19 protein-coding genes are annotated in these 20923 nt (G+C 54.9%); 8 read left to right on the top strand and 11 right to left on the bottom strand.

What is annotated here, in order from left to right; all coding sequences use genetic code 11:
* Positions 1–242: 242 nt before the first annotated feature.
* Positions 243–2057 carry a cellulase family glycosylhydrolase gene (locus O77CONTIG1_RS13805; RefSeq protein WP_084782643.1) on the bottom strand — a complete coding sequence of 605 codons (1815 nt, stop codon included), beginning with the start codon at positions 2055–2057 and terminating at the stop codon, positions 243–245.
* Positions 2058–3140: 1083 nt separating this feature from the next.
* Between O77CONTIG1_RS13805 and O77CONTIG1_RS13800 the strand changes: the two genes are divergently transcribed.
* On the top strand, positions 3141–3794 hold the full coding sequence (locus O77CONTIG1_RS13800) for a hypothetical protein (protein WP_156435262.1): 654 nt from the start codon (positions 3141–3143) through the stop codon (positions 3792–3794).
* A 122-nt stretch (positions 3795–3916) separates the two neighbouring features.
* On the opposite strand, the gene O77CONTIG1_RS13795 is transcribed toward O77CONTIG1_RS13800, so the two are convergent.
* The 4 genes from O77CONTIG1_RS13795 to lexA form a co-directional block, all read right to left on the bottom strand.
* A complete protein-coding gene (locus tag O77CONTIG1_RS13795) occupies positions 3917–4456 on the bottom strand; it encodes a nickel-binding protein (protein ID WP_068511434.1) in 540 nt (179 codons plus the stop codon).
* Complete coding sequence (locus O77CONTIG1_RS13790; protein ID WP_084782641.1) at positions 4453–7680, bottom strand: BTAD domain-containing putative transcriptional regulator; 3228 nt, start codon at positions 7678–7680, stop codon at positions 4453–4455. Before O77CONTIG1_RS13790 ends, O77CONTIG1_RS13795 begins: the two co-directional genes overlap by 4 nt.
* A gap of 192 nt (positions 7681–7872) precedes the next feature.
* Positions 7873–8424: a pentapeptide repeat-containing protein gene (locus O77CONTIG1_RS13785; RefSeq protein ID WP_197673189.1), complete on the bottom strand. Its 552-nt coding sequence runs from the start codon at positions 8422–8424 to the stop codon at positions 7873–7875.
* Between the two features lie 162 nt (positions 8425–8586).
* A complete protein-coding gene (gene lexA / locus O77CONTIG1_RS13780; RefSeq protein ID WP_068511429.1) occupies positions 8587–9204 on the bottom strand; it encodes a transcriptional repressor LexA in 618 nt (205 codons plus the stop codon).
* A gap of 260 nt (positions 9205–9464) precedes the next feature.
* Between lexA and devC the strand changes: the two genes are divergently transcribed.
* From devC to O77CONTIG1_RS13755, 5 genes are all read left to right on the top strand, one after another.
* Positions 9465–10628 carry an ABC transporter permease DevC gene (devC, locus tag O77CONTIG1_RS13775; RefSeq protein ID WP_068511428.1) on the top strand — a complete coding sequence of 388 codons (1164 nt, stop codon included), beginning with the start codon at positions 9465–9467 and terminating at the stop codon, positions 10626–10628.
* A 226-nt stretch (positions 10629–10854) separates the two neighbouring features.
* Positions 10855–11796, top strand: coding sequence for a S1C family serine protease (locus tag O77CONTIG1_RS13770; protein WP_225894582.1), 942 nt, complete (start codon positions 10855–10857; stop codon positions 11794–11796).
* Positions 11797–11841: 45 nt separating this feature from the next.
* Positions 11842–12732 carry a S1C family serine protease gene (locus O77CONTIG1_RS23570; RefSeq protein WP_084782637.1) on the top strand — a complete coding sequence of 297 codons (891 nt, stop codon included), beginning with the start codon at positions 11842–11844 and terminating at the stop codon, positions 12730–12732.
* Positions 12729–13376, top strand: a complete 648-nt coding sequence (locus tag O77CONTIG1_RS13760; RefSeq protein ID WP_068511426.1) for a response regulator transcription factor — start codon at positions 12729–12731, stop codon at positions 13374–13376. Before O77CONTIG1_RS23570 ends, O77CONTIG1_RS13760 begins: the two co-directional genes overlap by 4 nt.
* Before the next feature lie 187 nt (positions 13377–13563).
* A complete protein-coding gene (locus O77CONTIG1_RS13755) occupies positions 13564–13746 on the top strand; it encodes a hypothetical protein (RefSeq protein ID WP_068511424.1) in 183 nt (60 codons plus the stop codon).
* A 35-nt stretch (positions 13747–13781) separates the two neighbouring features.
* Here the strand turns inward: O77CONTIG1_RS13755 and hpsP are convergent, their stop codons facing one another.
* Genes hpsP through O77CONTIG1_RS13740 form a run of 3 tightly spaced genes read right to left on the bottom strand, consistent with a single transcriptional unit; the run spans position 13782 to position 16697 of the window.
* Positions 13782–15002: a hormogonium polysaccharide biosynthesis glycosyltransferase HpsP gene (hpsP, locus tag O77CONTIG1_RS13750; protein ID WP_068511423.1), complete on the bottom strand. Its 1221-nt coding sequence runs from the start codon at positions 15000–15002 to the stop codon at positions 13782–13784.
* 18 nt (positions 15003–15020) lie between these two features.
* On the bottom strand, positions 15021–16175 hold the full coding sequence (locus O77CONTIG1_RS13745; RefSeq protein ID WP_068511420.1) for a glycosyltransferase: 1155 nt from the start codon (positions 16173–16175) through the stop codon (positions 15021–15023).
* On the bottom strand, positions 16176–16697 hold the full coding sequence (locus O77CONTIG1_RS13740) for a hypothetical protein (RefSeq protein ID WP_156435260.1): 522 nt from the start codon (positions 16695–16697) through the stop codon (positions 16176–16178). It abuts the gene before it with no gap.
* A 3-nt stretch (positions 16698–16700) separates the two neighbouring features.
* On the opposite strand from O77CONTIG1_RS13740, the gene O77CONTIG1_RS13735 reads away from it, so the two are divergent.
* Together O77CONTIG1_RS13735 and O77CONTIG1_RS13730 are read left to right on the top strand one after the other, a co-directional pair.
* Positions 16701–16913, top strand: coding sequence for a hypothetical protein (locus tag O77CONTIG1_RS13735; protein ID WP_068511416.1), 213 nt, complete (start codon positions 16701–16703; stop codon positions 16911–16913).
* 176 nt (positions 16914–17089) lie between these two features.
* A complete protein-coding gene (locus O77CONTIG1_RS13730; RefSeq protein WP_084782437.1) occupies positions 17090–17362 on the top strand; it encodes a hypothetical protein in 273 nt (90 codons plus the stop codon).
* 103 nt (positions 17363–17465) lie between these two features.
* Here the strand turns inward: O77CONTIG1_RS13730 and O77CONTIG1_RS28405 are convergent, their stop codons facing one another.
* The 3 genes from O77CONTIG1_RS28405 to O77CONTIG1_RS13720 all read right to left on the bottom strand — a co-directional run bounded on the left by O77CONTIG1_RS28405 (position 17466) and on the right by O77CONTIG1_RS13720 (position 20896).
* Positions 17466–17642 (bottom strand): tyrosine-type recombinase/integrase, encoded by a 177-nt coding sequence (locus tag O77CONTIG1_RS28405; protein ID WP_084783028.1) that lies wholly within the window; start codon positions 17640–17642, stop codon positions 17466–17468.
* 414 nt (positions 17643–18056) lie between these two features.
* Positions 18057–19850, bottom strand: a complete 1794-nt coding sequence (locus O77CONTIG1_RS23560; protein ID WP_084782635.1) for a DNA methyltransferase — start codon at positions 19848–19850, stop codon at positions 18057–18059.
* 14 nt (positions 19851–19864) lie between these two features.
* The gene (locus O77CONTIG1_RS13720) at positions 19865–20896 is read right to left on the bottom strand and encodes a hypothetical protein (protein WP_068511412.1); all 1032 of its coding nucleotides are present in this window, start codon (positions 20894–20896) and stop codon (positions 19865–19867) included.
* Positions 20897–20923: the final 27 nt, after the last annotated feature.

The following is a 20923-nucleotide window of genomic DNA, read 5'->3' as shown; positions in this document are numbered from 1 at the left end:
CAGAGAATCGACCGAACCGAAGCGGTTCGAGCGCCAAAAAATCGAGCGCCAAAAAATCGAGCGCAAAATAAGCACAAAAATAGACGGCTGATGCAGAAAAAGCCTAGCATCAAGCCGTCCAGAGAGAGTCGATTTTAGAATGCTGATCTTTGATTTTGGCAACTGCGGATTTCCCGACCAATCCAGGCCGTTCAGCCCAGAGCTTCAATCCAAAATCTAAAATCTAAAATCGCCTAAATTGCCTAAATCGCAGTGGCGATCGCATTTCTCGGTCGATAATCCGATCCCTGCTTGTTTGCACAGAAGCCCAAATCAACCGATTGTCCTGGCTGCAAGCGCTGTCCCCAACTCGGCGGCGAAACGGTATACCGCGTACCCTGACGGCTAAAGGTGCCATTCCAACTCTGGTTGATCGTCGCCTGGTTCATATCAAACGTCAGCCGCCAGTTGTTTACCGCGCTGCGGCCCTGGTTTGCCACCCGAATGGCAGTACAGAAACCAGTCTGCCAGTCTGACTGCATCGTTATGCTAGTGCTGAGTCCAGATGAGGGATTAGGACTCGGCGATGGGCTGGGCGAGGGGCTGGGGCTAGGCGACGGACTCGGCGACGGCCTGGGTGACGGACTCGGACTGGGCGATGGGCTGGGACTGGGCGACGGACTGGGCGATGGACTCGGACTCGGCGACGGACTGGGCTTCGGAGTCGGGCTGGGGCTGGGTGATGGACTGGGGCTGGGTGATGGACTCGTCCCCGGCGCAACCCCCGGCACGGGCAGCAATTGGTTCAAAAGTTGCTGCTTGTCCGCATGAATCGTCTGCCAGTTGTCTTGCAAGATGCCGCCTGTGTCGCCGCTATTCGGGTTCCAACTCCAGTAGGCGAAATGAAGCTGATTTTGCCCAATGAAATTGACAAACTGGCGCTGCCAAATCCCTTCTTTGGATCGGGTATCGACCTGTCTGCCGCCAAACTCGCCTACAAAAATCGGCGCGATGCCTTCGCGGGCAATATAGTTGAACCCGATCTCCCAGCGCTCATACAGATTTTGGGGAAAGCTGGGTTCATTAAACCAACTTTGGTTGTAAACTCCTGCGCCATACTCGTGAGGAGAGTACACCAGTTTATTGGGACGGGTCAGGCGCACGGGATAGTTTCGCACACCCTCCAGATTGCCGCCCCACCAGTGAACCGCAAGCCGCTGACCCGGTACGTTTTTCTCCACGCCTTCGACTACGATCAGCCAGTTGGAGTTCACGTTCAAAATGCTGTTTCCGGCTCGCTCGGCGGCCAATCGCCAGTCGGTGGACTGGTCGCCTGTGCCCCAGCTTGCTCGACCGTGTGGCTCGTTTTTGAGGTCGGCCCCAATAACGTTCGCCTGGTTTCGATAGCGGTTTGCCAGCATCGTCCAGGTGCTGATCCAGTCCTGCTCCGTAAAGCCATCGCCGTACCATAGTTCAGGAATGCGCTGGTCATTCAGCCGGTGGCAATCTAGCAGGATCATCAAACCCTGGCGCTGGGCTTCCTGAATCACCAGATCCATGACTTCGAGGGGCGTTTTGCCCTGCAATTCGCGGTTGCTGCCGATGGAAAAATCCACGCCGCTGATGGTTTGCGATCGCAGCGATTGAATCGAGAACGGCAGGCGAATCACGTTGTAGCCGAGGCTGCGAATCTGCGCCAGCATTTGCTTATAGTCGCGGGCCCAAAGTCCATGCGGCGCGTGGGTTTCTGTCTCGATGCCAAACCAGTTCACCCCGCGCAGCAGAATCGTTTTGCCCGAAGCGTCGAGAATCTGTGAGCCACGGGTCGAGAGCGGAGTTTGTACGACTGTAGAGGCGATCGCCACGGGTGAATCCGACAACCCCGACGGCAGCAGGCGGAGCGTAAAGCCAACCGTGAGTAAGAGTGATAAGCCAAACAGCAGCAGCCCCTTAAAGCGCCTGCCTAGCCTCCATTGCTGTTTGGTCAAAAACCCTTCTGCGTCTTGATGTCCCCTCTGGCGTCGTCCTCCCCGATTGACCAACCCACCTCGAAAGATCTGCGTGAGTTTTCTGCTCATGGTTATTAAGTCCTCCATCGAAAGACGTATTGGAGAGTGAAAGACACTCAGAAGATGTACCGCCTGATTCAAAAATGACCTCTTTCCTCTACATAGGTTTCCGCAAAACTCCGGGAAGCTTGAATTCTTCCTAAAGCAAGATTCAAGTTTTGATAAAGAAACCTAATTCGGTGATTCTTCGGATGATTTCACCACAGAAAGTACTTAGGAGGATTTCGGGAGAATTCTCTGTGCGGCATGTATTTATCCAGAAATCCCCATTGCTTTGAAGATTGATGTAGAGATTCAAGTGGAGATTGAACATGAGCCAAATAATTCTCTGAAAATCAGTGCTTCATGCTTGCTTTATTTTTCACGTATTTGATAAAGCTTTGGAAAAATGTTTGAAAAGAATCCGAAAAGCTTCCAGTAAATTGAAGTATCAATATTCAAGAGATGGAATTTCCGAATCCAGTATTATTCCAGTATTTATTGATGGGCGATCGCCCCCTATTGCCAGGAACTTGAAAAGTTTGCAAAACCACATTTTTATCTAATCTTTTTTATCTAATCTTATACAGTTTTTATCAAAAACATCAGGTTTGCATCCACTCGATGGATGGCATAGCATAATTAGCTCCCTGCATCAGTTCAGGATCTGTTCCATAGAAACCTCTGCCTCTGGCAAAAGACATACTGATGCAAGTTAACTAAAGCGTCTGTTTTTTGCTTTAGATCATTTCTGTCTCAGGTGGCGAAATGAGTGTTTATATAGAGCGCGATATGAAAGTTTACTTGAGCTTTAAACGCAAGACTGTACTCTTTACGAAAGGCATACCCAAGCCCCTTGGTCTACGGGTTAGTCTTGTAAGTAAGCAGATGTCTTCCCAAACTTTAGCCGCCAGGGTATCGTTACGCAGCAAGGGTTGTACCACGACTTGAAAGTGGGCATGTCTAATTAGGGATGACAATTTCACGTAGTTAGCCGCTTCTATGTTTCTGTTGTTTTTTGGTTCCTGAACTATGAGCTTTCCACGTACTTTATTGTCTTCGTCACTGCTCGCAGGTGTTGTGTTTTCGGCAGCTACGCTTCCTATGGCTGCGATGGGTTCTCAGCCCCTAACGGTTCACTTAGAAAACCAGCCCATTTTCGCAGGGCAACTTAAGGAGCTATCGGGGCCCTACCTGGGGCTTGCAACGGCGGTCAGTCTGGGTGCTGGCGTGACGGCTCTGGCGCTGTTGAACTGGAGCAACTCTTCTCGGAAGCTGAGCAAAGCGGAAGATGAAGTTTCTGATCTTCGTCAGAAGTTGAGAGACAAGGAGAATGAGTTAGAGAGCCTGCGATTTTCGGAGGCGCGGCTGGCTTCGGCAGGTCTGGAGTCTTTCCTGGATGAGGTGGAGACTGTTTCTCCTGCGGCTGAACTGCTTCAGCACTCGCTGGCGCAGGTCGAAGTGGAACAGCGAGCCACGGTTGCGGTTGGCAAGCAAGCAGAATTAGTCAGCCTTGAGCCAATCAAGCGCTATGCGGTTTCTGCCGAGGCGGCTCAGCCTGCTTCTCTCGAAGCGACGGTCGAAAGTGTGTCTCAGGCGCTAAAGGGTGCGGACAGCCCCGCTCAGATCGACGACTTGCTGAATCATCTGAAACAAATGATGGCTCAGATGGAGAATCTGAAAGCAGAGCAGCCCGCGCAAAAGCAGCAGACCCGCTTTACTCGTGTGCCCAACACGGTATGGCAACAGCAGCGCCTTGCGTCCTAATCTGTCTGTAAGCCAGGTTCGTCTCTCATCTTTGCTCTAATTTGTCTCTGATTTAGAATCCCTGCTGGGTAAGACCTTGCGGGGATTCACGCTTTTTAGCACATTGCCCCACAAAAACCGGACTAGGGCTTCAGCAGCGTGGCCGACCACAAGCGGGAAAGGGGTAGACCGACTTGGCGATGGGCCGCCTCGATGAGTGCCGGATCGGGCGCATTGAGTTCCGACAGGATCAGGGTTTGGGCTGGCGAAACGTGCGATCGCACCCATTCTACGCCCTGCTCTGCATAACAAGGCAGCAAGCGCTGGGTGATCACTTGCCACTGCGCCTGCTGCTCTGGCTCCGAAAGTCCCCCTGGATAGGCGATCTCGACCACCACCAGCGCAGACTCGTTCCACACAGGCGGAATACCCTCCGGTTCGCGGAGATGGTCAACCCACATCTTCTCAAAGGGAACATAAGCCGTGCGGTAGGACATACGGACGGCTTCGGCATCGGGAGCCTCAAAGCTGCAAATCATGCGGTGGCGATCGCCCGACAGCAGGGAATATCGCCAGGTTGCATTTCGCGCTGCCAGACAGGGAAACACTCGATTTCCTTCGTCTGCCAGAACCTCTGGCGTGATGGGATCGGGGCGATCGGTTTCAACAATGATGAGGGTCATGGCGCTTTTTCCAGAGCAACGGCATGGGGATGCATTAGGGCCATCTGGTGTCGGGTTTGGGTAACGGCAGCGCGGGCGCGGCGGCTGAGATCGGCAACGCTGATTTGCGGATAGAACTGCTGGAACAGGTCACTTGCCTGCTGCCGGGCCGCGGCGACAGCGTTGCGGTCGGCAGCGCTTTCGGCGACTCGCAGCCAGCCTTGCACCAGCAGCGCCCACGCCAGCGTCACATCGACGGGCTGATTAATTGCCTGAGCTTCGGACAGCGCCACGGCTGCTTTCTCAATGGCTTGGGTGGGGCGATCGCTCGCCAAATCAACCTCAGCGGCACTACTCAGCAAATACGATAGCATTCGGCGATTGTCGAGCTGTCGCAGGACAGCGATCGCCTGATCGAGTGCCGCCGCTGCATCGGTTTTTTGCAAATGATATCGGGCGAGGGCTGTCAGCGCATCTGCTACGGCGGCTTCACTGCCCTGGCCCTGAATCTGCGAGGCAACGGTGGCGATCGCCTGACTATAGGCCAGCGCTGCCACCGGGTTTCCTGCTTCCAGTTCTGTCATCGCGAGATAGGTCAGTACCCAGCATTCGCGCCAATGATCCTGCTCCTGCTGCGCGATCTCGTAGGCCCGTTGCAGCAGTGCCCGCCCCTCGTCATAGTCGCCCGTGTGCAGTCGCACGCGACCCAGCCCGCCGTACAAATCCGCCGAATCTTGCCCCACTCGTGCCGCCAGCGATCGCGCCTCTTCCAGCAGCGCCTCTGCCCGCGCCATCTCTCTACCCACTTCCGCCAAACAGGAACCACTGGATGCCAGGGCGCGAGCCGTCATCATGGGATTAGCCGACCGCCCAATTTCCACGACTCGCTTGGAATGTTGCTGCACATAGGCAAAATTGCTGTACTGAAAGTTTAGAATCATCAGCACTTCCAGCCCCGCCATCTCCGCTTCCGAGAGGCCCAGCCGATGGGCTTCTTGCACCAGTTCCTGCACTTCTGCCTCCAGCGGAGCCACCTGTTCGGCAGGAACTCCGGCAAACAGCAGCACTTGCAGCAGTTCGATATGCAGCCGAACGCGGGTGCGCTGATCTAGCACCTGGCAATGCTGAATCCCGCGCAGAGAAAGTTCCGCAGCTTCGGCATAGGCAAATAGTTTGAGCGAATAGTTGGCCGCCGCCAGACACGCCGTGGCTGCCAGAGCGCGATCGCCCCCCAGCGCGGCGTGATGGGCGATTTCTGCCGCCAAAGACGAGTCATGGCTTGCCCGCTGGTGCAGCTTTTGGGAAATCTGGAGATGCAGCAAGCGACGACGGGGTTCCGACAGTTGCCGATAGGCCACCTGCCGCACGATGTCGTGGGCAAAGTCGTAGCGTGTTTTCTGTCCGTGAGAGGCGCTCACCCGAATTAGGCTTTCTCGCTCTAGCTGCTCAATGCCCGTCAGCAGCTTAGACAGCGGTGCATCAGCAATGTCAGACAGCGTGGTGGGATCAAAGGTTCTGCCCAGCGCGGCCGCCCAGGGAATGAGTTCGCGAGCGTAGTCGTCCAGCCGTTGCAGGCGATCGCCAATCAGCAGTTCCAAACTATTGGCGTGGGTTGCTTCGCCTGAGGACATCGCCCGCGCAATTTCCAGCGCAAACAGAGGATTGCCGCCGCTATCGATAAACACCTGCTGCGTCTGCTCTGGCGACCAATCCTGCTCTAGAGGCGCGTAAACACTGCGAATTAGCGCGGCAGTTTGTTCTGGCTCTAGCGGTTGCAGCGGCAGCGTCAGCAAGCGCCGTTCTCGCCGCAGCGCTTGCAATCCTCGCAGCACGGCTGCATTGTCGTCTAGCTCTTTGGTGCGGGCGGTGCAGGCAAAAAAGACGGAATGCTGACTCAGCAGCCGAATGGCATAGTGCAACAGCGATGACGATGCTTCATCGATCCATTGAATATCGTCCAGAACAATCAAAACGGAACGCTGGCTGGAACAGAGCGTGGAAATAAACTGAACCACGCTGTCGAATAGATAGCTGCGATCCGACGGACTGCAATCGGAACTTTGCGATGAAGGATTCGACTCACTGAGTAGGTAAGTCAAATCTTCCAGTATTTGCACGTTGGCATTCGTCACAAACGCACGCAGCGCGTCAATCCACACGCCATAGGGACGCACAATTTCTGCTTCAAAGCCGCGCCCCCACAGGATGCAGTGATTCTGCTGCTGAAACTGCTCCTGAATTGCTTGCAGCAGGCGCGTTTTGCCAATGCCCGGTTCTCCCGTCAGTAGCAGCACCGGGCGATCGCCCAGGGTGTCCAAAGCTGCCTTATCCAGCGAATTCTCTGCCCTCATCCACTGCTGGATGGTGGCCCATTCGTGGGTTCGCCCAATCAGCGGGCTAAGCTGCTGCGCTCCTGATGCAGGAGACAGCAGGGCGGCACTGACCAACGGGCGATCGCCCCCAGAAGCCGTTGCAATACTGCCTGCAAGACTGCCAAATGGCTCATCGTCTGCGTTGAGGATTTGGTCGTACAGCTTGCGGAGGGTGGGGCCGGGGTCAACGCCCAATTCTTCCCGCAGCAGCGTCATACAGTGGTGATAGACCTGGAGTGCGTTGGCGCGATCGCCCTTCAGCCAGTGCAGATGCATCAGCGTCGCGTGAGCGGATTCGTTGAGCGGGTCGCTTCGCAACACCTGCTGAGCATAGGCGATCGCCATATCGTAATCCTGCTGTGCTTTGAGCAGCGTGATGGTCTGCTGCAATGCTCGCTTGTGCGTCTGCTGGAGGCGATCGCGCTCTGGCTCAATCCACTCGTCTGTGCAACTGGGCAGCAAATCGCCTTGGTATAGAGATAAGGCGGCTTCCAGGTGCGATCGCGCGATGTCGGGTTCGGTCGCTTGGGCAGCAAGCTTTACCGCATTCTCAAATTCCGCCACATCCAGAAAAATGGGAGCGCTGGGCGACCATTGCAGCGTTTTGGCATCTGCCAGCAGCACCGTATCTGGTTCTGGTAGGGCTTGTCGCAGATGCGAAAGGGCCTTTCGCAGGTTAGAGCGAGCCTGGGATTCGATGGAATCGGGCCAGAGGTGAAAGGCGAGGCGCTGGCGAGGCTGCGGCGTGTGGCGATGCAGCAGCAGATAGGCCAGGAGAGCCTGTTGGCGATCGCTGCCAATGCCTAACGAAATCTGTCGCTCATCGGTAATGGCAAAGTCTCCAAGCAATTTAATGTGCAACCTGGGAGGCATGGCATCACCCGCTCAAGTGTATCGTTCTGGAACCTCCTGCTGGAACTCCCTTCTGGAGCCCCCTGCAAGTCCGCGTCCAGACGCTTGTCAGGATTCTACCCCATGCCTGAAATGGGCTGGGTTTCTGCGTCAGCGCTGTGGGGCGATCGCTCCATTTTGGCATCCAATCGAGGAACGCCGCTCTGGGGACAACTACGGCTGCACGGTCCCATCTGGCAGAATCGCGCCCTGAAAAACAGCCCCCTCCTGGGTTGCGCCGTCTAGCTTAGCTCCGCTGAGATCGCTGCCGCTAAAGTCGGCATTGCTGAGATTAGCATTGGTAAAGTCTGCGTTCCGCAAGAAAGCATTCTTCAAGCTGGCACCGGAGAGATTTGCACCGCTGAGGTTTGCAGAGGGCAGCGCGGCACGGTTGAGGTCTGCGTTGCTCAGATTTGCGCCGCTGAGGTTGGCGGTGTCTAGCAGCGCTTCGCTTAGATTGGCACCGTTGAGGTCGGCGCTGCTAAGATTGGCGCGATTGAGCTTCGCGCCCTTGAGGTCAGTCTTGGCCAGCACCTTGCCCTGCAAATCGCACTCGATACATTCTTTAGTATTAGCCAGGCGGGCTTGCGGATCAGGACTGGCACAACTGCTGAGGAGCAGAAGAGCAAGGGCGATCGCTCCCAGCCTCACCCCTGTTCGTCCCCATTTTGCAGAGCCTTTCGGAACTGGCCCCAGGCGAGGTAGGGCAACAGCCTCCGGGGGCATTCCAAAACGACGGGCTTTCGCAAGAAACCGACCCCAGTGCGCTTGCCTAGTCTGCATGGATTAATGGATAGCCTTTAGCCTGATAATTTGCCCTTTCGATTCTCTATCACATCGATCGGCATCGTAGCGCTGATCTAGAAATCTTCAGGAAGTTAGCAGTCTCTAGGGAGCGCCCGCGCCAAAATCGCGCCAAACGCCGATCAGCATCCCCTGGATTTGTACATCTGAAGCGGGCTTTTCAATTGGATCGTACTTTGAGTTGGCAGGCTTCAGCGTCACCTTGTTGCCGCGCCGATAAAAATACTTCAGGGTATTGCCCTCTCCTTCGACTCTCGCTGCAACAATCGTGCCGTTCTTGAGCTTGTCTGGCTCTTTCACCGGACGCATGATCACCACGTCGCCATCGGCAATCAGGGCTTCGATCATGCTGTCGCCCGTCACCCGCAGCGCGTAATCTTGCGGCTTGAGCTGCATTCCAGAAATATCGAGAAACTCTGTGTCGCCCGTTGCAGGTTCCAGCGCTCCCCCCGCAAACACTTCACCCCGAATCGGCACGCCCTGAGAAAATCCATGAAGCAGGCGTAGCGTCCGGGCTTTGCCCCGCGTCCAGTCGATGTATCCCTTGTTTTGCAGATGCTCCAAGCGGCTCTGAATCGGCGCGGGCGATCGCAGCCCCATCGCCTGCATCATCTGGCGGATCGAGGGAGCGTGCTGATTTTCGCGGATATATTCGACCAACCAGTCGTAGAGTTCCTGCTGGACTTCGGTTAAGGGTTCCATAGCGCTTTGGGGAAAGGCGAATTGACGAGGAGTGACTTGGAGCTACATCCCTAAAGAACAGGTGTACCAAAACTTTTTCATTCTGTCTAGCCTTTCAGGCAAAAAGACAGCAATATTCACAATTAAATTTGCTTATGATTCGGTTGCGGCTTAGCGAACAGGCTGCCCTGTGCTGCCAGAAACTAGACTAGAAAAAGCCGACGGTTCTCTGGTCTGGCTCACTGGTTCACAGTCCGACCTGCCCACCCGCTCTCTTGCCTATGCGAACGCCCCTGGCCTGGTCAAACCTGACCTATGAACGTCGTCGCCTGCTAACGGCGATCGCCGGCGTGGCGTTTGCGGTGCTGCTGATGTTCATGTTTCGCGGATTTGAGAACGCGCTATACGACAGCCAGGTGCAGTTGCTCAAAGTGCTAAACGGCGAAATTATCGTGGTGAATCGGCTGAAATACACCATGTTTATTCCGGCGCAGTTTGCCCGGCGGCGGCTCTATCAGGCGCAAGCGTTTGATGGCGTGGAGGCGGCCTATCCGCTCTATGTCCGCGATGGCGCTGCCTGGAAGAATCCCGAAACCAAGGCGGTACGTCCGCTGCGGGTGCTGGCGTTTAACCCCAATGACCCGGTGCTGACGATTCCTGAAGTGCTGGCCAGCCAGGAGGCGCTGAAGCTGCCCTGGACGGTGATTGTGGATGAGAAATCGCGGGCAGAGGTGGGGGCTGTGACAGCGGGCACTGTGACCGAACTGGCGGAACAGCAGGTGCGCGTCGTAGGCACCTATGCGCTGGGGACAGATTTTGCCTCTGCCAATGGCAATGTGATTATGAGCGATCAGAATTTTTTGCGCTATTTTGCCAACTTGGGGCCTGAAGAGCAAAGCCGCGACCTCAACACGGTAGACATTGGGCTGCTGAGGGTTCGTCCGGGTGCAGATGTGGATGCGATCGCCCGCACCCTGCGCGACCAATTGCCCAAAGACGTGGCCGTGTTAACCAAGCCAGAGTTCGTAGACATGGAGTTGGATTACTGGCGCAACAACACTGCCATCGGCTTTGTGTTCACGCTGCTAACCATCATGAGCTTCGTCGTGGGCATCATCCTGGTCTACCAGATTCTCTATACCGATGTCGCCGACCACTGGACGCAGTATGCCACCCTGAAGGCGATCGGCTACTCCGACCGATATCTGCTGGGTGTGGTGTTTCAACAGGCGCTTTTACTGGGCGTGATGGGCTTTATCCCCGGCTATCTGATTTCGCTGGGGCTGTATCGGGTCACCGCTAATGCTACGGGACTGCTGATGCAGATGACGCTGGGCCGCGGGCTGAATATCTTGCTGGCGACGGTGGTGATGTGCCTGATTTCGGGGGCGATCGCCATTCGCAAGGTGCAATCGGCCGACCCGGCGGAAGTGTTTGGAAATTAGCGGCTAGAGGCTGGGGGCGAGGTTCTATTGAGTCAGTGGATCACTCACACGCTGCACAGCCCACGGCACAGCCCACTGCGCGACAAAACCACCCATCCCCTACCCATCTGTCTAGGGTCAATCAGCGTGAAATCCGCCCATTCTTCCGATCCCAAGCGCGGGGCGCGTTCGGCAAGCTAAAGGCAGATAGGCAACCGGCCTATCACTTCTAAACCGGAGGCGTTTCATGACCGAATCAATGGCTGGAGCAGCCGCAGAAGCCGCCGCAGGAAGCGGAATGCTGGCGGCATTTTCGGAGGGCTTGTCGAGGGCGATCGCCCTGGCAGGCCAGTCCACTGTCGCGGTTCACGCCCGCCATCGCATGGGGTCGAGCGGCATCCACTGGCGACCGGGCTTTGTGGTCACGGCCGAACACACCATCAAGCGCGAAGACGACATCACCCTGACGCTGCCCAATGGTCAGACCTGCGGCGCAACCCTAGTTGGGCGCGACAATAGCACCGACCTGGCGGTTCTTAAGGTAGAGGAATCGGCCTGTGCAGTGGCGGATCTGAGCGACAGCAGCACCCTCAGCGTGGGGCACATTGTGCTGGCGGCGGGCCGCTCTGCCGAAAATGGCCTCAGCGCCAGCATGGGCGTGATCAGCGCCATCGGCGGCGGCTGGCGCACCTGGCATGGCGGACAAATCGACCAGTTTATCCGTCCCGATGTAACCCTGTATCCCGGCTTTTCTGGCGGGCCGCTGGTGGACATTCAGGGGCGCATCCTGGGCATGAACACGAGCGGCCCCCGACACCTGGCGCTCACCCTGCCGAGCGCAACGGTCAACCGCGTCGTCGAACAGCTTGCCCAGCGGGGGCGCATTTCGCGGGGCTACTTGGGGGTCGGCCTCCAGCCCGTGCGGCTGCCTGCGATGCTGGCTCAGGTGCTGCACCTGCCCCAAACGGCTGGGGTGATTGTGCTGAGCCTGGAGGCTGGTGGCCCGGCAGATGCCGCAGGGATTCTGATTGGGGATGTGCTGGTGTCGCTGGGCGGCGCACCCGTTGGCGACATTGCCGATGTGTATGCCCAGCTTGGCCCAGAACAAATCGGCAAGTCTCTGGTCGCCGAGATCATTCGCGGCGGACGGCGGATGCAGGTGACGATTGGGATTGGCGATCGCCCCTAGAGAGCGCTCCCCTAGGGAACAGCACGCAGCGCAGGGAGAGAAACCATGCAATTAACAGATGAATTAAGGGCGATCGCCCATCGGCTTCAGCAATCGACCGTGCAAGTTCGCAGCGACCAGACCGGAGCCGGATCGGGCGTGATCTGGCAGTCAGACGGACTCATTGTGACCAATGCCCATGTCGTGCGGGGGCGGGTGGCGCAGGTAGAACTGGCCGACGGGCGTGTATTTTCGGCAACTGTGCAGCGGCGCGACTCGGCGCGAGATCTGGCCGCGCTGCGGATTGAAGCCAGGGAACTGGTGGCTGCCCCGGCGGGCGATTTGGCCGCGCTGCAAGTCGGGCAGTTGGTTCTGGCGGTCGGCAATCCGCTGGGCATGGTGGGGGCGTTGACGGTGGGCGTGGTTCATGCTGCCCCTGCCGCAGGTTCCCCTTGGGTGCGGGCGGATGTGCGGCTAGCGCCGGGAAATTCTGGCGGCCCGCTGGCGGATGTGCAGGGGCGCGTCGTAGGCATCAACAGCATGATTGCAGACGGACTGGCGATCGCCATTTCCACTGCCACAGTCCAGCGCTTTCTGAAAAACACAGCGCCCGTCGGCAATCCGCTGCGCCTGGGGGTAACGCTCCAGCCTGTCTGGGTGCCGCGCGATCGCTGGCGCGGGCAAATTGGCCTGCTGGTGCTGGAGGTTTCGCCAGGGGCGGCGGTGACTAATGTCCTGCGACCGGGCGATATCTTACTCAGCGCCAACGAGCAGTTGTTTCGCAGCGCCGAAGATCTGCTGGCCGTGCTGGATGACACGCCCCCTGACAGCACGCTGCGTCTGGAATACCTGCGAAATCCAAACTTTCCGCAATCGGGCAGCTACCAGCGACAGATCTACACGTTGCAGGTTCCTCCAGTCGCCCCCGCCCAGACCGCCCCCTCGGAGGCCGCGTGACTCAGGTTTTGGTCGCCGCAAATTCGGCCGTAGCGCGGGCAGGGCTATCGGCCCTGTTGAGCGAAGCGGGTCTGGAGGTCGTGGGGAGCGTGGGACTACGCGACCTAGCAGGGCAACTCGCGGGGCTGCATCCCGACGTGCTGCTGCTGTTTGTCGAATCCCGCGAAGAGCCGGGGGCGCTGGTGGGCGAGTGGCTATCGGAAGGAGCAAGCCTGCTGTCTACGCCGATAGTGATGCTTACCGAAGACCCCTCGCCGAGTGGGGTGGCAGAAGCGCTGCGGCTGGGGGTGCGGGGTGTGCTGCCCACGCGGGCGATCGCCAGTGAAATTGTCGCCGCCGTAACCGCTGCCGCCGCTGGTCTGGTGCCGCTCCACCCAGACACGCTGGAGACGCTGCTGCCCGCGTTGCCCGTCAACGACCCCATCCTGCCGCCTGCGCCGTTGGACGCCGCCCTCACGCCCCGCGAGTCCGAAGTTCTAACCATGCTGGCAGAGGGGCTGAGCAACAAGGCGATCGCCCAGCGCCTCCACCTGTCAGAACACACTGTTAAATTTCATATCAGCTCCCTCTTTGCCAAGCTCCAGGTGTCCAGCCGGACAGAGGCAGTCACCCTCGGCGCACGACGGGGTTTGATTCTGCTGTAGCGATCGCGGCTAAGAGGAATTGTCGAACGATGGCAAGAGGGGCCATGCAAGTTCTGCAATTCTAAAATGCGTTTTTCGCATAATAGGTCTGGCAAATCCCTGCTATTTACGTTAACTATAAGGAAGCAATTGCAAGTCACCTAACCCAATTGCAAGTCACTTAACCGAGGCATTATCGGCTCGACTCATGAACAGCACTCAGCCCGACACAAAGAGCGTTGACACTCCGCCTACCGGAGTTAAGTTAGAGCAAAAGCCCGATTCTACTGCAAGTCCCGTTGGGGTTGATCCAGTTAATTTTGACCAGTGGGCGATCGCCGTTCGCCAGCAAATGCTAGACGCACTCCGCAAGCGCGGCACCCGCTACTAGCCCCCCGCCGTTGAAGAGCCGCATCGTGCAGACTGCTAGGTTCGCTGCAAAATTTCCTCATATTTTTGAATAGCCCGCTGGGCGATCGCCCGCCAGTCGTAATGTTCGCGGGCCCAGTGGTGGGCGGCGATGCCGCGCTGTGGGCGGTCGGCGGCTTGTAGGGCGATCGCCAGCGTGTGGGCCAGGGCACGGGGTTCGCAGGGCACCACCCAGCCTGCCTGTGCCTGGGTCACGTCTTCGTGCAGCGGCACTGCGTTGGACACCACCACGGGCAGCCCCGCCGCCATCGCTTCGGCAACGGCAATCCCAAAGTTCTCGTAGTAGGACGGCAGCACAAATAGATCCGCTGTCAGCAGCAGCTCGCGCCGCGCCTGGGCGGCCACGAACCCGGTCTGGGTGGTGCAAGCTCGCAGCGGAGAATCATTCAGGCGATCGCTCACCTGTTTTTCGTAATCGGGGTCTTGTGGGTTGCTGCCCGCCAGAATCCAGTGAAACGGGATGCCCGCCGCTTGCACCTGCTCTAGCGCGGGTATCAGCAGATCTAGCCCTTTTTTGGGGTCGAGCCGCGAGAGAAATAGCACCACCGGGCGATCGGGCGGAATGGCAAGGCGATCGCGCACGGCTTGGGCGATTCCCGTGGGGACTGCTTCGCGAATCGCCCGTCGTTCGGCAGGCGCAGCGGCAAACTCCGCCAGATCTACCCCCAGCGGCAAAATCCAGTCTCGCAAGGTTAGCCCAAACCGCTCGGCGGTGGCCGCCTCCTGGCGACTGGTAAAGTGAACCGCCGCCGCACCCGCCAGGTTTTGCCGCTCGATCAGCGTGGCATACAACTGCTTCAGCCGCCGCTTTTTTTGCAAATCGATGGGGTCGAGCGTGCCCAGCGGCCGCAGGACATAGGGCAGGTGTCGCGTGCGGGCGATCGCTGCTGCGGTTGAGCTGACGGGTGAAAACAGCGCGTGAACATGCGCCAGGTCAAACGCCGCCGCATGGGTCGCCAGCCACCCCAGCAGCCCCGCCGAAAACTTGTAGCGCCGCCAGCCCGTCCGCCGAAAGTAGCGAATCTCATACCCATCCTGCGCCACAGGCACGCCCAGCGGCACCGCCAGCGGCGCTTGCCCGACATCTCCATTGGCATCCGTTGTCAAGATCGTCACCGCCACCCCGGCTGCCGCCAGCGCCTTCGAGAAGCCCGCGATCATTTGGCTGGGGCCACCGTAGACGGGAGAGATGGCAGGAATGATATGGACAAGGCGCATTGAGGATGGGAAGTGAAATCACATCAACTGGTCATAAAACGCAAGCTGTTTTTCTGCTAAGACACGATTGGTAAAATGGGCGATCGCCCGCTGGTAGCCACGGGCGGCCAGTTCGGCGGCCAGGGCAGGGCGCTGCATGAGGGACTGGAGGCGATCGCGCAGAGCCGCGACCTGACCTTCGGGAAACACCAGCCCCGCATCGCCAATGACGTGGGGAATTTCGCCAGAGTCGGAGCCGATCACCGGAACCCGGCAGGCCATTGCCTCGATCAGCACATGGCCGAACTGCTCCTTCCAGTGGGGCGTGGTTTCCGACGGTAGCACCAGCGCGTTCATCACGTTGAGATAGCGCGGAATGTCAGCATGGGGCACAGACTCCACCCATCGGAGGCGATCGCCCAAACCCGCTTTCTGCATTCGCGCCGCCACCTCTGCCCGCAGCGGGCCACGCCCCACCAGCAGCCAGCGCCAGGGCAACTCAGGCAGCCCCGCCAGCGCCTCGGCCAGGGTTCGCAGCCCTTTTTCTGGCACAAATCGCCCAACATAGCCCATAACAAATTCTTCGGGTAAAAAGCCAAGTTCTGCCGCCAACGCCGGCTGGGGACAGGGGCAAAACCGCTGTTCATTCACCCCAAGCTGGGGCAATACGGCAATCGGGCCGCCATAGCCATGCTGTCGCAAAATCGCTGCTGCGTCCCGATTTCCGGCGATCGCCCCGTCGGTGTGGTGCAGGTTATAGCGTTCCAGCCAGAGCAGCGGCGGCCGCAGCGCGTAAGGTAAGTTCCACCAGGTAAACAGCACCCGCTTTGCGCCCAGCTTTAGCAGCCGATTCAGGGCAATCAACTGGGCATAGGCCAGGGATTTTGCCCCCTGCTCCACCTGAATCACATCCGGCGGATACCGCCGCAGCAGAGATATCAGTTCGGCGCGAAAGCAGAGCAAGCCCTGGTGCGTCTGGCTAAAGTTTCCCACAGGCAACACGCGCAGGTTGCCCTGATCATAACCCTGGGGACGAACCGTGCCGCCGACCACGCCGCCCGGTTTCCAGGTGCGCGGCACAACTACCGTAATATCCAGCTTCCTGCCTCCATCAGCCGCCAGTGCCGCCAGCGCCTTCAGCTTGTCGCAATTCAAATCCACGATGTAGGTATGGCTGACGACCCAAAGGCGCATCTAGGGCGAAACCTGGCAATAGGTGTTGATCTCGTCCACCAGCGGCGGGCTTTCCTGATTGGCAGCAGTCAGAAATTCCTGGGTGGGCGGCTCTGGCCGCGTCAAAGTTTTCCTGCTGAAGCGCAGTAGAGACTTTGCGGGGCGGGCGGTGATGATCTGGTCGTACAGAGTCAGCAGTTGTCCTTTATAGTCATTCAATTGGGCATCGCTCAGCTCTACAGCAGACACAGTAGCTTTGCCCTGCTCAAAGCGGTCAGCGACGGCCGAAAATGCTTTATCGTTGGGCTGGCTATTGGCTTGCACGACCGCTTGCACCTCGGCAACCGTGCCGTTCACCACCTGCGATAGCCGATTACACTGAGCTAGCTTGCTTTCGCTACAGCCTGCCGCCAAGAGGGCGATCGCCAATCCACTAGCCCAAACGCCACGGCGAGATGCTCTAGCCCCAACGGAAGGGCGATCGCCCCCAGCAGTGGTTCGCCCCGCATCTAGGGTTGCCGTTCGCAATGTTGAAATCACCATGAGATGGCCCCGAAAAAATCGGCTCTGGAAAATGCAATCCGGCTCGATAATAGCAAGCCCCGATGGCTACCGCTACTGCAAATATCGCTGAGGGGCATGACTCCTGGCGCAGGGCAATTGACGGGGGCGATCGCATCCAGTACAATCGTCCATCAAGCTGTGAATGACCCCCAAGTCAGCGCGGCTTACCTTTCCCCCGAAATTTTGGTCGTTTAGTCACTTGCGGCGCTGGCAGGTGTTCCCGCACCCACCAACGCCTGACCCCTCGACAGCCGATGCCTGTCTCAGGGCTGCGTCCATTGTAGGCCGCCCTGTCATCAGCGCTTCACGTCCTTGGGCGGCCAACATTTCGGGGTTTCCTACCCCACTCGTTTCCCAGGAGGAAACCCCAAATGCTCACAATCCAATACACCTGGTCGTCCCCAGCTTCGGAGGCGACCCAGTTCTCGCTGCCCCCGCTCACCTGCGAGCTGCCGCGCCGTCGCCGCCTGCGCCTCTACCTCGTCGGCTCCCCCGCCGACACGCAGCAGGAGGTCGATCGCCTGCACCTGCTCCGCTATGCCGAACGCTTTGAGTGGAGTCGATCCGTCCCCATTGCAGAAAATGGCATCCTCATCCAGCCCGACGCAGGCGACGTGCTGCGCTATTTGCAGCGCAACAGGTAAGATAAGCTAGCTGATTTTGGGTTTTGGACTTTGGTGAGAAATCGCTGAAATCCAAAATCCAAAATCTACAGCCCAAAATCTTTTTCTGGCTCATCCATCCAGTTCATCCATCCAGCGGACTCCGCACCCCTCGCCCACCCCGATTCGGCACATGGGTATAAATCATCGTTGTTTTCACATCCTTATGCCCCAATAGCTCCTGCACCGTGCGGTAAGAGTAGTGTTTGAATCGCAGCGTATCCCGCACCTGATCCAGTAGCTTTTTAGGACGTGCTTCCACAAAACCCAATCTTCTTCAGCAGAACATCTGTATAGAAAGCTACCACGATACATTTGTTCTTTTTATATGAAGATTTACTGAAGCTGTCTGCCTAATTCCCAGAATCAGGGGTATTATGCAGATTATCGTCTGCCTATCTACCCAATTTGGGATCTTAGACAGATCTGAATCAGCCTATCTACCCAATTTGGGATCTTAGACAGACGGATTTCAGCCTAATTGCCCTCTGCGGGGTAGATAGGCAGACGGGATCAGTCTAATTACTAGTTAGCTAGCCTAGAACAAGCTCTTGCCCCCACCATTCAAGGCTCTAGTGAGTGCCAAAACTGATTCATTAAGACAGTTCTACAAAATTTTCTATAGCTACAAAAAACTATTCAGAAAGTAAAAGGAAGAGTTGAATGCCGCATGGTTTCAATGTTTAACCTCTTCAGAAAATAGAGACATTTGTTCTATCGGCTGAGCAATTTCTTCAGGGAGTTCGGACATACCAGTTGTCCTAGCCGCAGCGCAAACTTCTCCCCAACTGATGAAGTATTCGTCAAAATACTCAATTGGAAACTGGCTTAATTGCTTTACTTCATCTCTCGTTGGTAAATGACCTAATGAACTGGTAATACGTTTGACTTCTAATTGAAGAGCTTTCTTGGAAACATGATATTTCTTCTTTGGTAAACGCTCTACACGACTATTTTTTGATTTTGGAGTCTTGTTGTCTTTCGCGAATGGGTCAATTCCTTCTTCTAGCTGTTGATGTCTCTTTAAAGCAATTTCATGATATTGATTGGAGATTTCAACTCCTATAAACCTACGCTGCATTTGGTGAGCAACTAAAGTTGAAGTTCCAGCACCATTGAAGCAGTCAAGAACTATTTCACCTGGCTTAGTAAACAGAGCAAATAAGCGACGCATAAGCATTGGAGGCAGTTGGCAAGGGTGATCGACACGATGGCTATTATGCTTTAATCGGTGAATGTCATGCCAAAGATCGCTTAATTGTTTCCGATCGTTAATGTTTCCTTTAAATCTTTTAGTGATACAGCTTGCTCTCAGACAATAAAGTTCGTCTAAAGGATTCAAGTAAGATTCTTCCAACAACTCTCCCTGTTGATTTACTAAACCTGGTAAGCATCTAGGTTTTCCTTTAGAGAAACAGAGAATAGTATAATGGGCAGGCATAATCATTCTTACAGGAAAACTTAATGCTTCCCAAACGATCCATGTCTGAAATTGCATTTTTGAAGCCAAATACTGATAGTGCCGAACAGCCCAATGCGGAATATTAAGAACCGCAAGCGTATGACCAGGTTTCAGCACTCGATATAGTTCAGCAAGCCAGCGATCACACCATTCAAAGTACTGAATTGATTCTAGGGCATCATTCCAACGATCGTACTGTTTTTTCAAATTATAGGGAGGATCTGCAAAACAAAAGTCTATTGAGTTTTCAGGCAACCGCGACAAAGCTTCCAAACAATCTTCATTAAATAGATGGCTACTTAGGTGTTCTTCCTCATGAATAATTTGCTGATTAGAAGACTGCACTTCTAAGGTCTGATCATCTTCAAGTTTAAACAATGTTGAATAGCAATGGAACTCAATTGAATATAGACATTTATGAGGTTCAAGCCCAAAAAGATCGCGCAAGCGGTCGATAATGATACTCACATTTTGATTAGGGTTGTATTCTATATCCCGCCAAACATCTGACATCAAAGTTCCATATTCATGATATGTATGTTTCTTTCCACCATAGTCTTTAGTAGTTTTATTACAAGCAGGACAGTAGGTGTACTTAATGCGTGTTTTTGTATGATACAAGGCTTTTCTATAGCGGGTCAGAACAAGGAGCGCAATATGAGTTCTAGGGATAGCTCCCTCTTCATAGCTATAAGTTTCAGGATTAGCTTTTACAGCTATCCAGAGATGAAATTTCAAAGCTCCTTCTAAATAAGGCAAGATTGTTGCTGCATCTGGTGGAGTGGTCAATATACAGACGACAGCCTGTTCGTTTAATTTGGAGCAATATTCAGATAAGCTACATAGAAATTCCTTAGATAATTTTGAACCTTCTTGTCTCTTTGGAAAAAGTAGCTGGAAGAGATAAACATTTGGTGAATCTAATTCAATGTGTTCTAATTCTGACAACTGCAAGATTGTGAAATTTTTTCTGTCTAATCTTATACTTTTGTCACTCCAATGAGCCATTTCTCACACCCTTACTATTGACCTGATTTTTCCTTCATAAATTCGGACAGAAAAACAATCTCAGCTTCCGAAAAGGCAACTGTACAATCGCTATACTGGCAAATTGTTCTTACCGCATTTTCCCTAATATTAATATTGCCTGCTCCATCTATGACGTAGCATACAAAGTGGTCAGATTTGTGTAAAATGGCTGCTCGATCTTTTGCTTCACGAGCTTTTCTTTCGATTGTTCCATTAGTTGTGAATTGAAAGCTAATCTCAATGGCAAAATATTTGCTACTTGGAGATGTAGCAACAATGTCAAAAGAAGTTTCACGTCCATCATCACTATGGCTTATTCCAGGAATTTTTCCATTTTTCCTCAAAGTCCAATCCGGCAACTCTCGCCTCAAGATCTTAAACACAAATTCCTCCGCAACTTGACCTAGTTTTGTGGCGTTAGCACCACCAATTTGACGGCTGACTCTAATATAATTTTGTTTAACGAATTTCTTTAATTCCTCAGATTTTCCAAGCAAACTACCTATTAAACATTTTTCTTTGGCATCGTCTGGAAAGTCGTTATTAATTGAAGAAGAAGCATATAACAACAACATTACAACATCTTCCATCTTGTCGTTTAACGCACGTCCCTTAAGAAGATTTTTACCATCTACTAATAAGGAGGAATTACTTAGAGAAGCTTTTCCAGAGATAACCTTAAATTCATAGGTATAACTTTGCTCATTCCAAACATATTCTATGAGTCCAGATGGAAAGAATTTTGACAAAGGTGGATATTTATTCAACGCTTCCCCACCAAGATCACTCAACACCATTAAATGTTTTAGGAAAATATTGCCTTTCATGTCTTCAGACATGTCGATAAATTTCTTCCAAGCGTCCGGAGACCCATCTGCTAAGGTTAGAACACTAATAAACTTATCTTGTGTTTTGAGAAGCAAGGGAAGAATACTAGCTTCACCAGCTTGTTCAAGTAAATCTTGAGACCAATATAATGTTGCCTTTTCCCTTAGTTCAGCTAGTGTGCGTTTGTACTCATTCATAAGTTTCACTTATTCGATCTTGAGAAC

This window comes from Leptolyngbya sp. O-77 (assembly GCF_001548395.1).
GTDB lineage: Bacteria > Cyanobacteriota > Cyanobacteriia > Elainellales > Elainellaceae > Thermoleptolyngbya.
This window is presented reverse-complemented; position numbering and strand designations above follow the sequence as displayed.

Bases quoted from the DNA above. Each gene is read 5' to 3' on its own strand.
- O77CONTIG1_RS13805 (WP_084782643.1), bottom strand. From the start codon at position 2,057: ATGAGCAGAAAACTCACGCAGATCTTTCGAGGTGGGTTGGTCAATCGG.
- O77CONTIG1_RS13800 (WP_156435262.1), top strand. From the start codon at position 3,141: ATGGGTTCTCAGCCCCTAACGGTTCACTTAGAAAACCAGCCCATTTTC.
- O77CONTIG1_RS13795 (WP_068511434.1), bottom strand. From the start codon at position 4,456: ATGACCCTCATCATTGTTGAAACCGATCGCCCCGATCCCATCACGCCA.
- O77CONTIG1_RS13790 (WP_084782641.1), bottom strand. From the start codon at position 7,680: ATGCCTCCCAGGTTGCACATTAAATTGCTTGGAGACTTTGCCATTACC.
- O77CONTIG1_RS13785 (WP_197673189.1), bottom strand. From the start codon at position 8,424: ATGCCCCCGGAGGCTGTTGCCCTACCTCGCCTGGGGCCAGTTCCGAAA.
- lexA (WP_068511429.1), bottom strand. From the start codon at position 9,204: ATGGAACCCTTAACCGAAGTCCAGCAGGAACTCTACGACTGGTTGGTC.
- devC (WP_068511428.1), top strand. From the start codon at position 9,465: ATGCGAACGCCCCTGGCCTGGTCAAACCTGACCTATGAACGTCGTCGC.
- O77CONTIG1_RS13770 (WP_225894582.1), top strand. From the start codon at position 10,855: ATGACCGAATCAATGGCTGGAGCAGCCGCAGAAGCCGCCGCAGGAAGC.
- O77CONTIG1_RS23570 (WP_084782637.1), top strand. From the start codon at position 11,842: ATGCAATTAACAGATGAATTAAGGGCGATCGCCCATCGGCTTCAGCAA.
- O77CONTIG1_RS13755 (WP_068511424.1), top strand. From the start codon at position 13,564: ATGAACAGCACTCAGCCCGACACAAAGAGCGTTGACACTCCGCCTACC.
- hpsP (WP_068511423.1), bottom strand. From the start codon at position 15,002: ATGCGCCTTGTCCATATCATTCCTGCCATCTCTCCCGTCTACGGTGGC.
- O77CONTIG1_RS13745 (WP_068511420.1), bottom strand. From the start codon at position 16,175: ATGCGCCTTTGGGTCGTCAGCCATACCTACATCGTGGATTTGAATTGC.
- O77CONTIG1_RS13740 (WP_156435260.1), bottom strand. From the start codon at position 16,697: ATGGTGATTTCAACATTGCGAACGGCAACCCTAGATGCGGGGCGAACC.
- O77CONTIG1_RS13735 (WP_068511416.1), top strand. From the start codon at position 16,701: ATGGCCCCGAAAAAATCGGCTCTGGAAAATGCAATCCGGCTCGATAAT.
- O77CONTIG1_RS13730 (WP_084782437.1), top strand. From the start codon at position 17,090: ATGCTCACAATCCAATACACCTGGTCGTCCCCAGCTTCGGAGGCGACC.
- O77CONTIG1_RS23560 (WP_084782635.1), bottom strand. From the start codon at position 19,850: ATGGCTCATTGGAGTGACAAAAGTATAAGATTAGACAGAAAAAATTTC.
- O77CONTIG1_RS13720 (WP_068511412.1), bottom strand. From the start codon at position 20,896: ATGAATGAGTACAAACGCACACTAGCTGAACTAAGGGAAAAGGCAACA.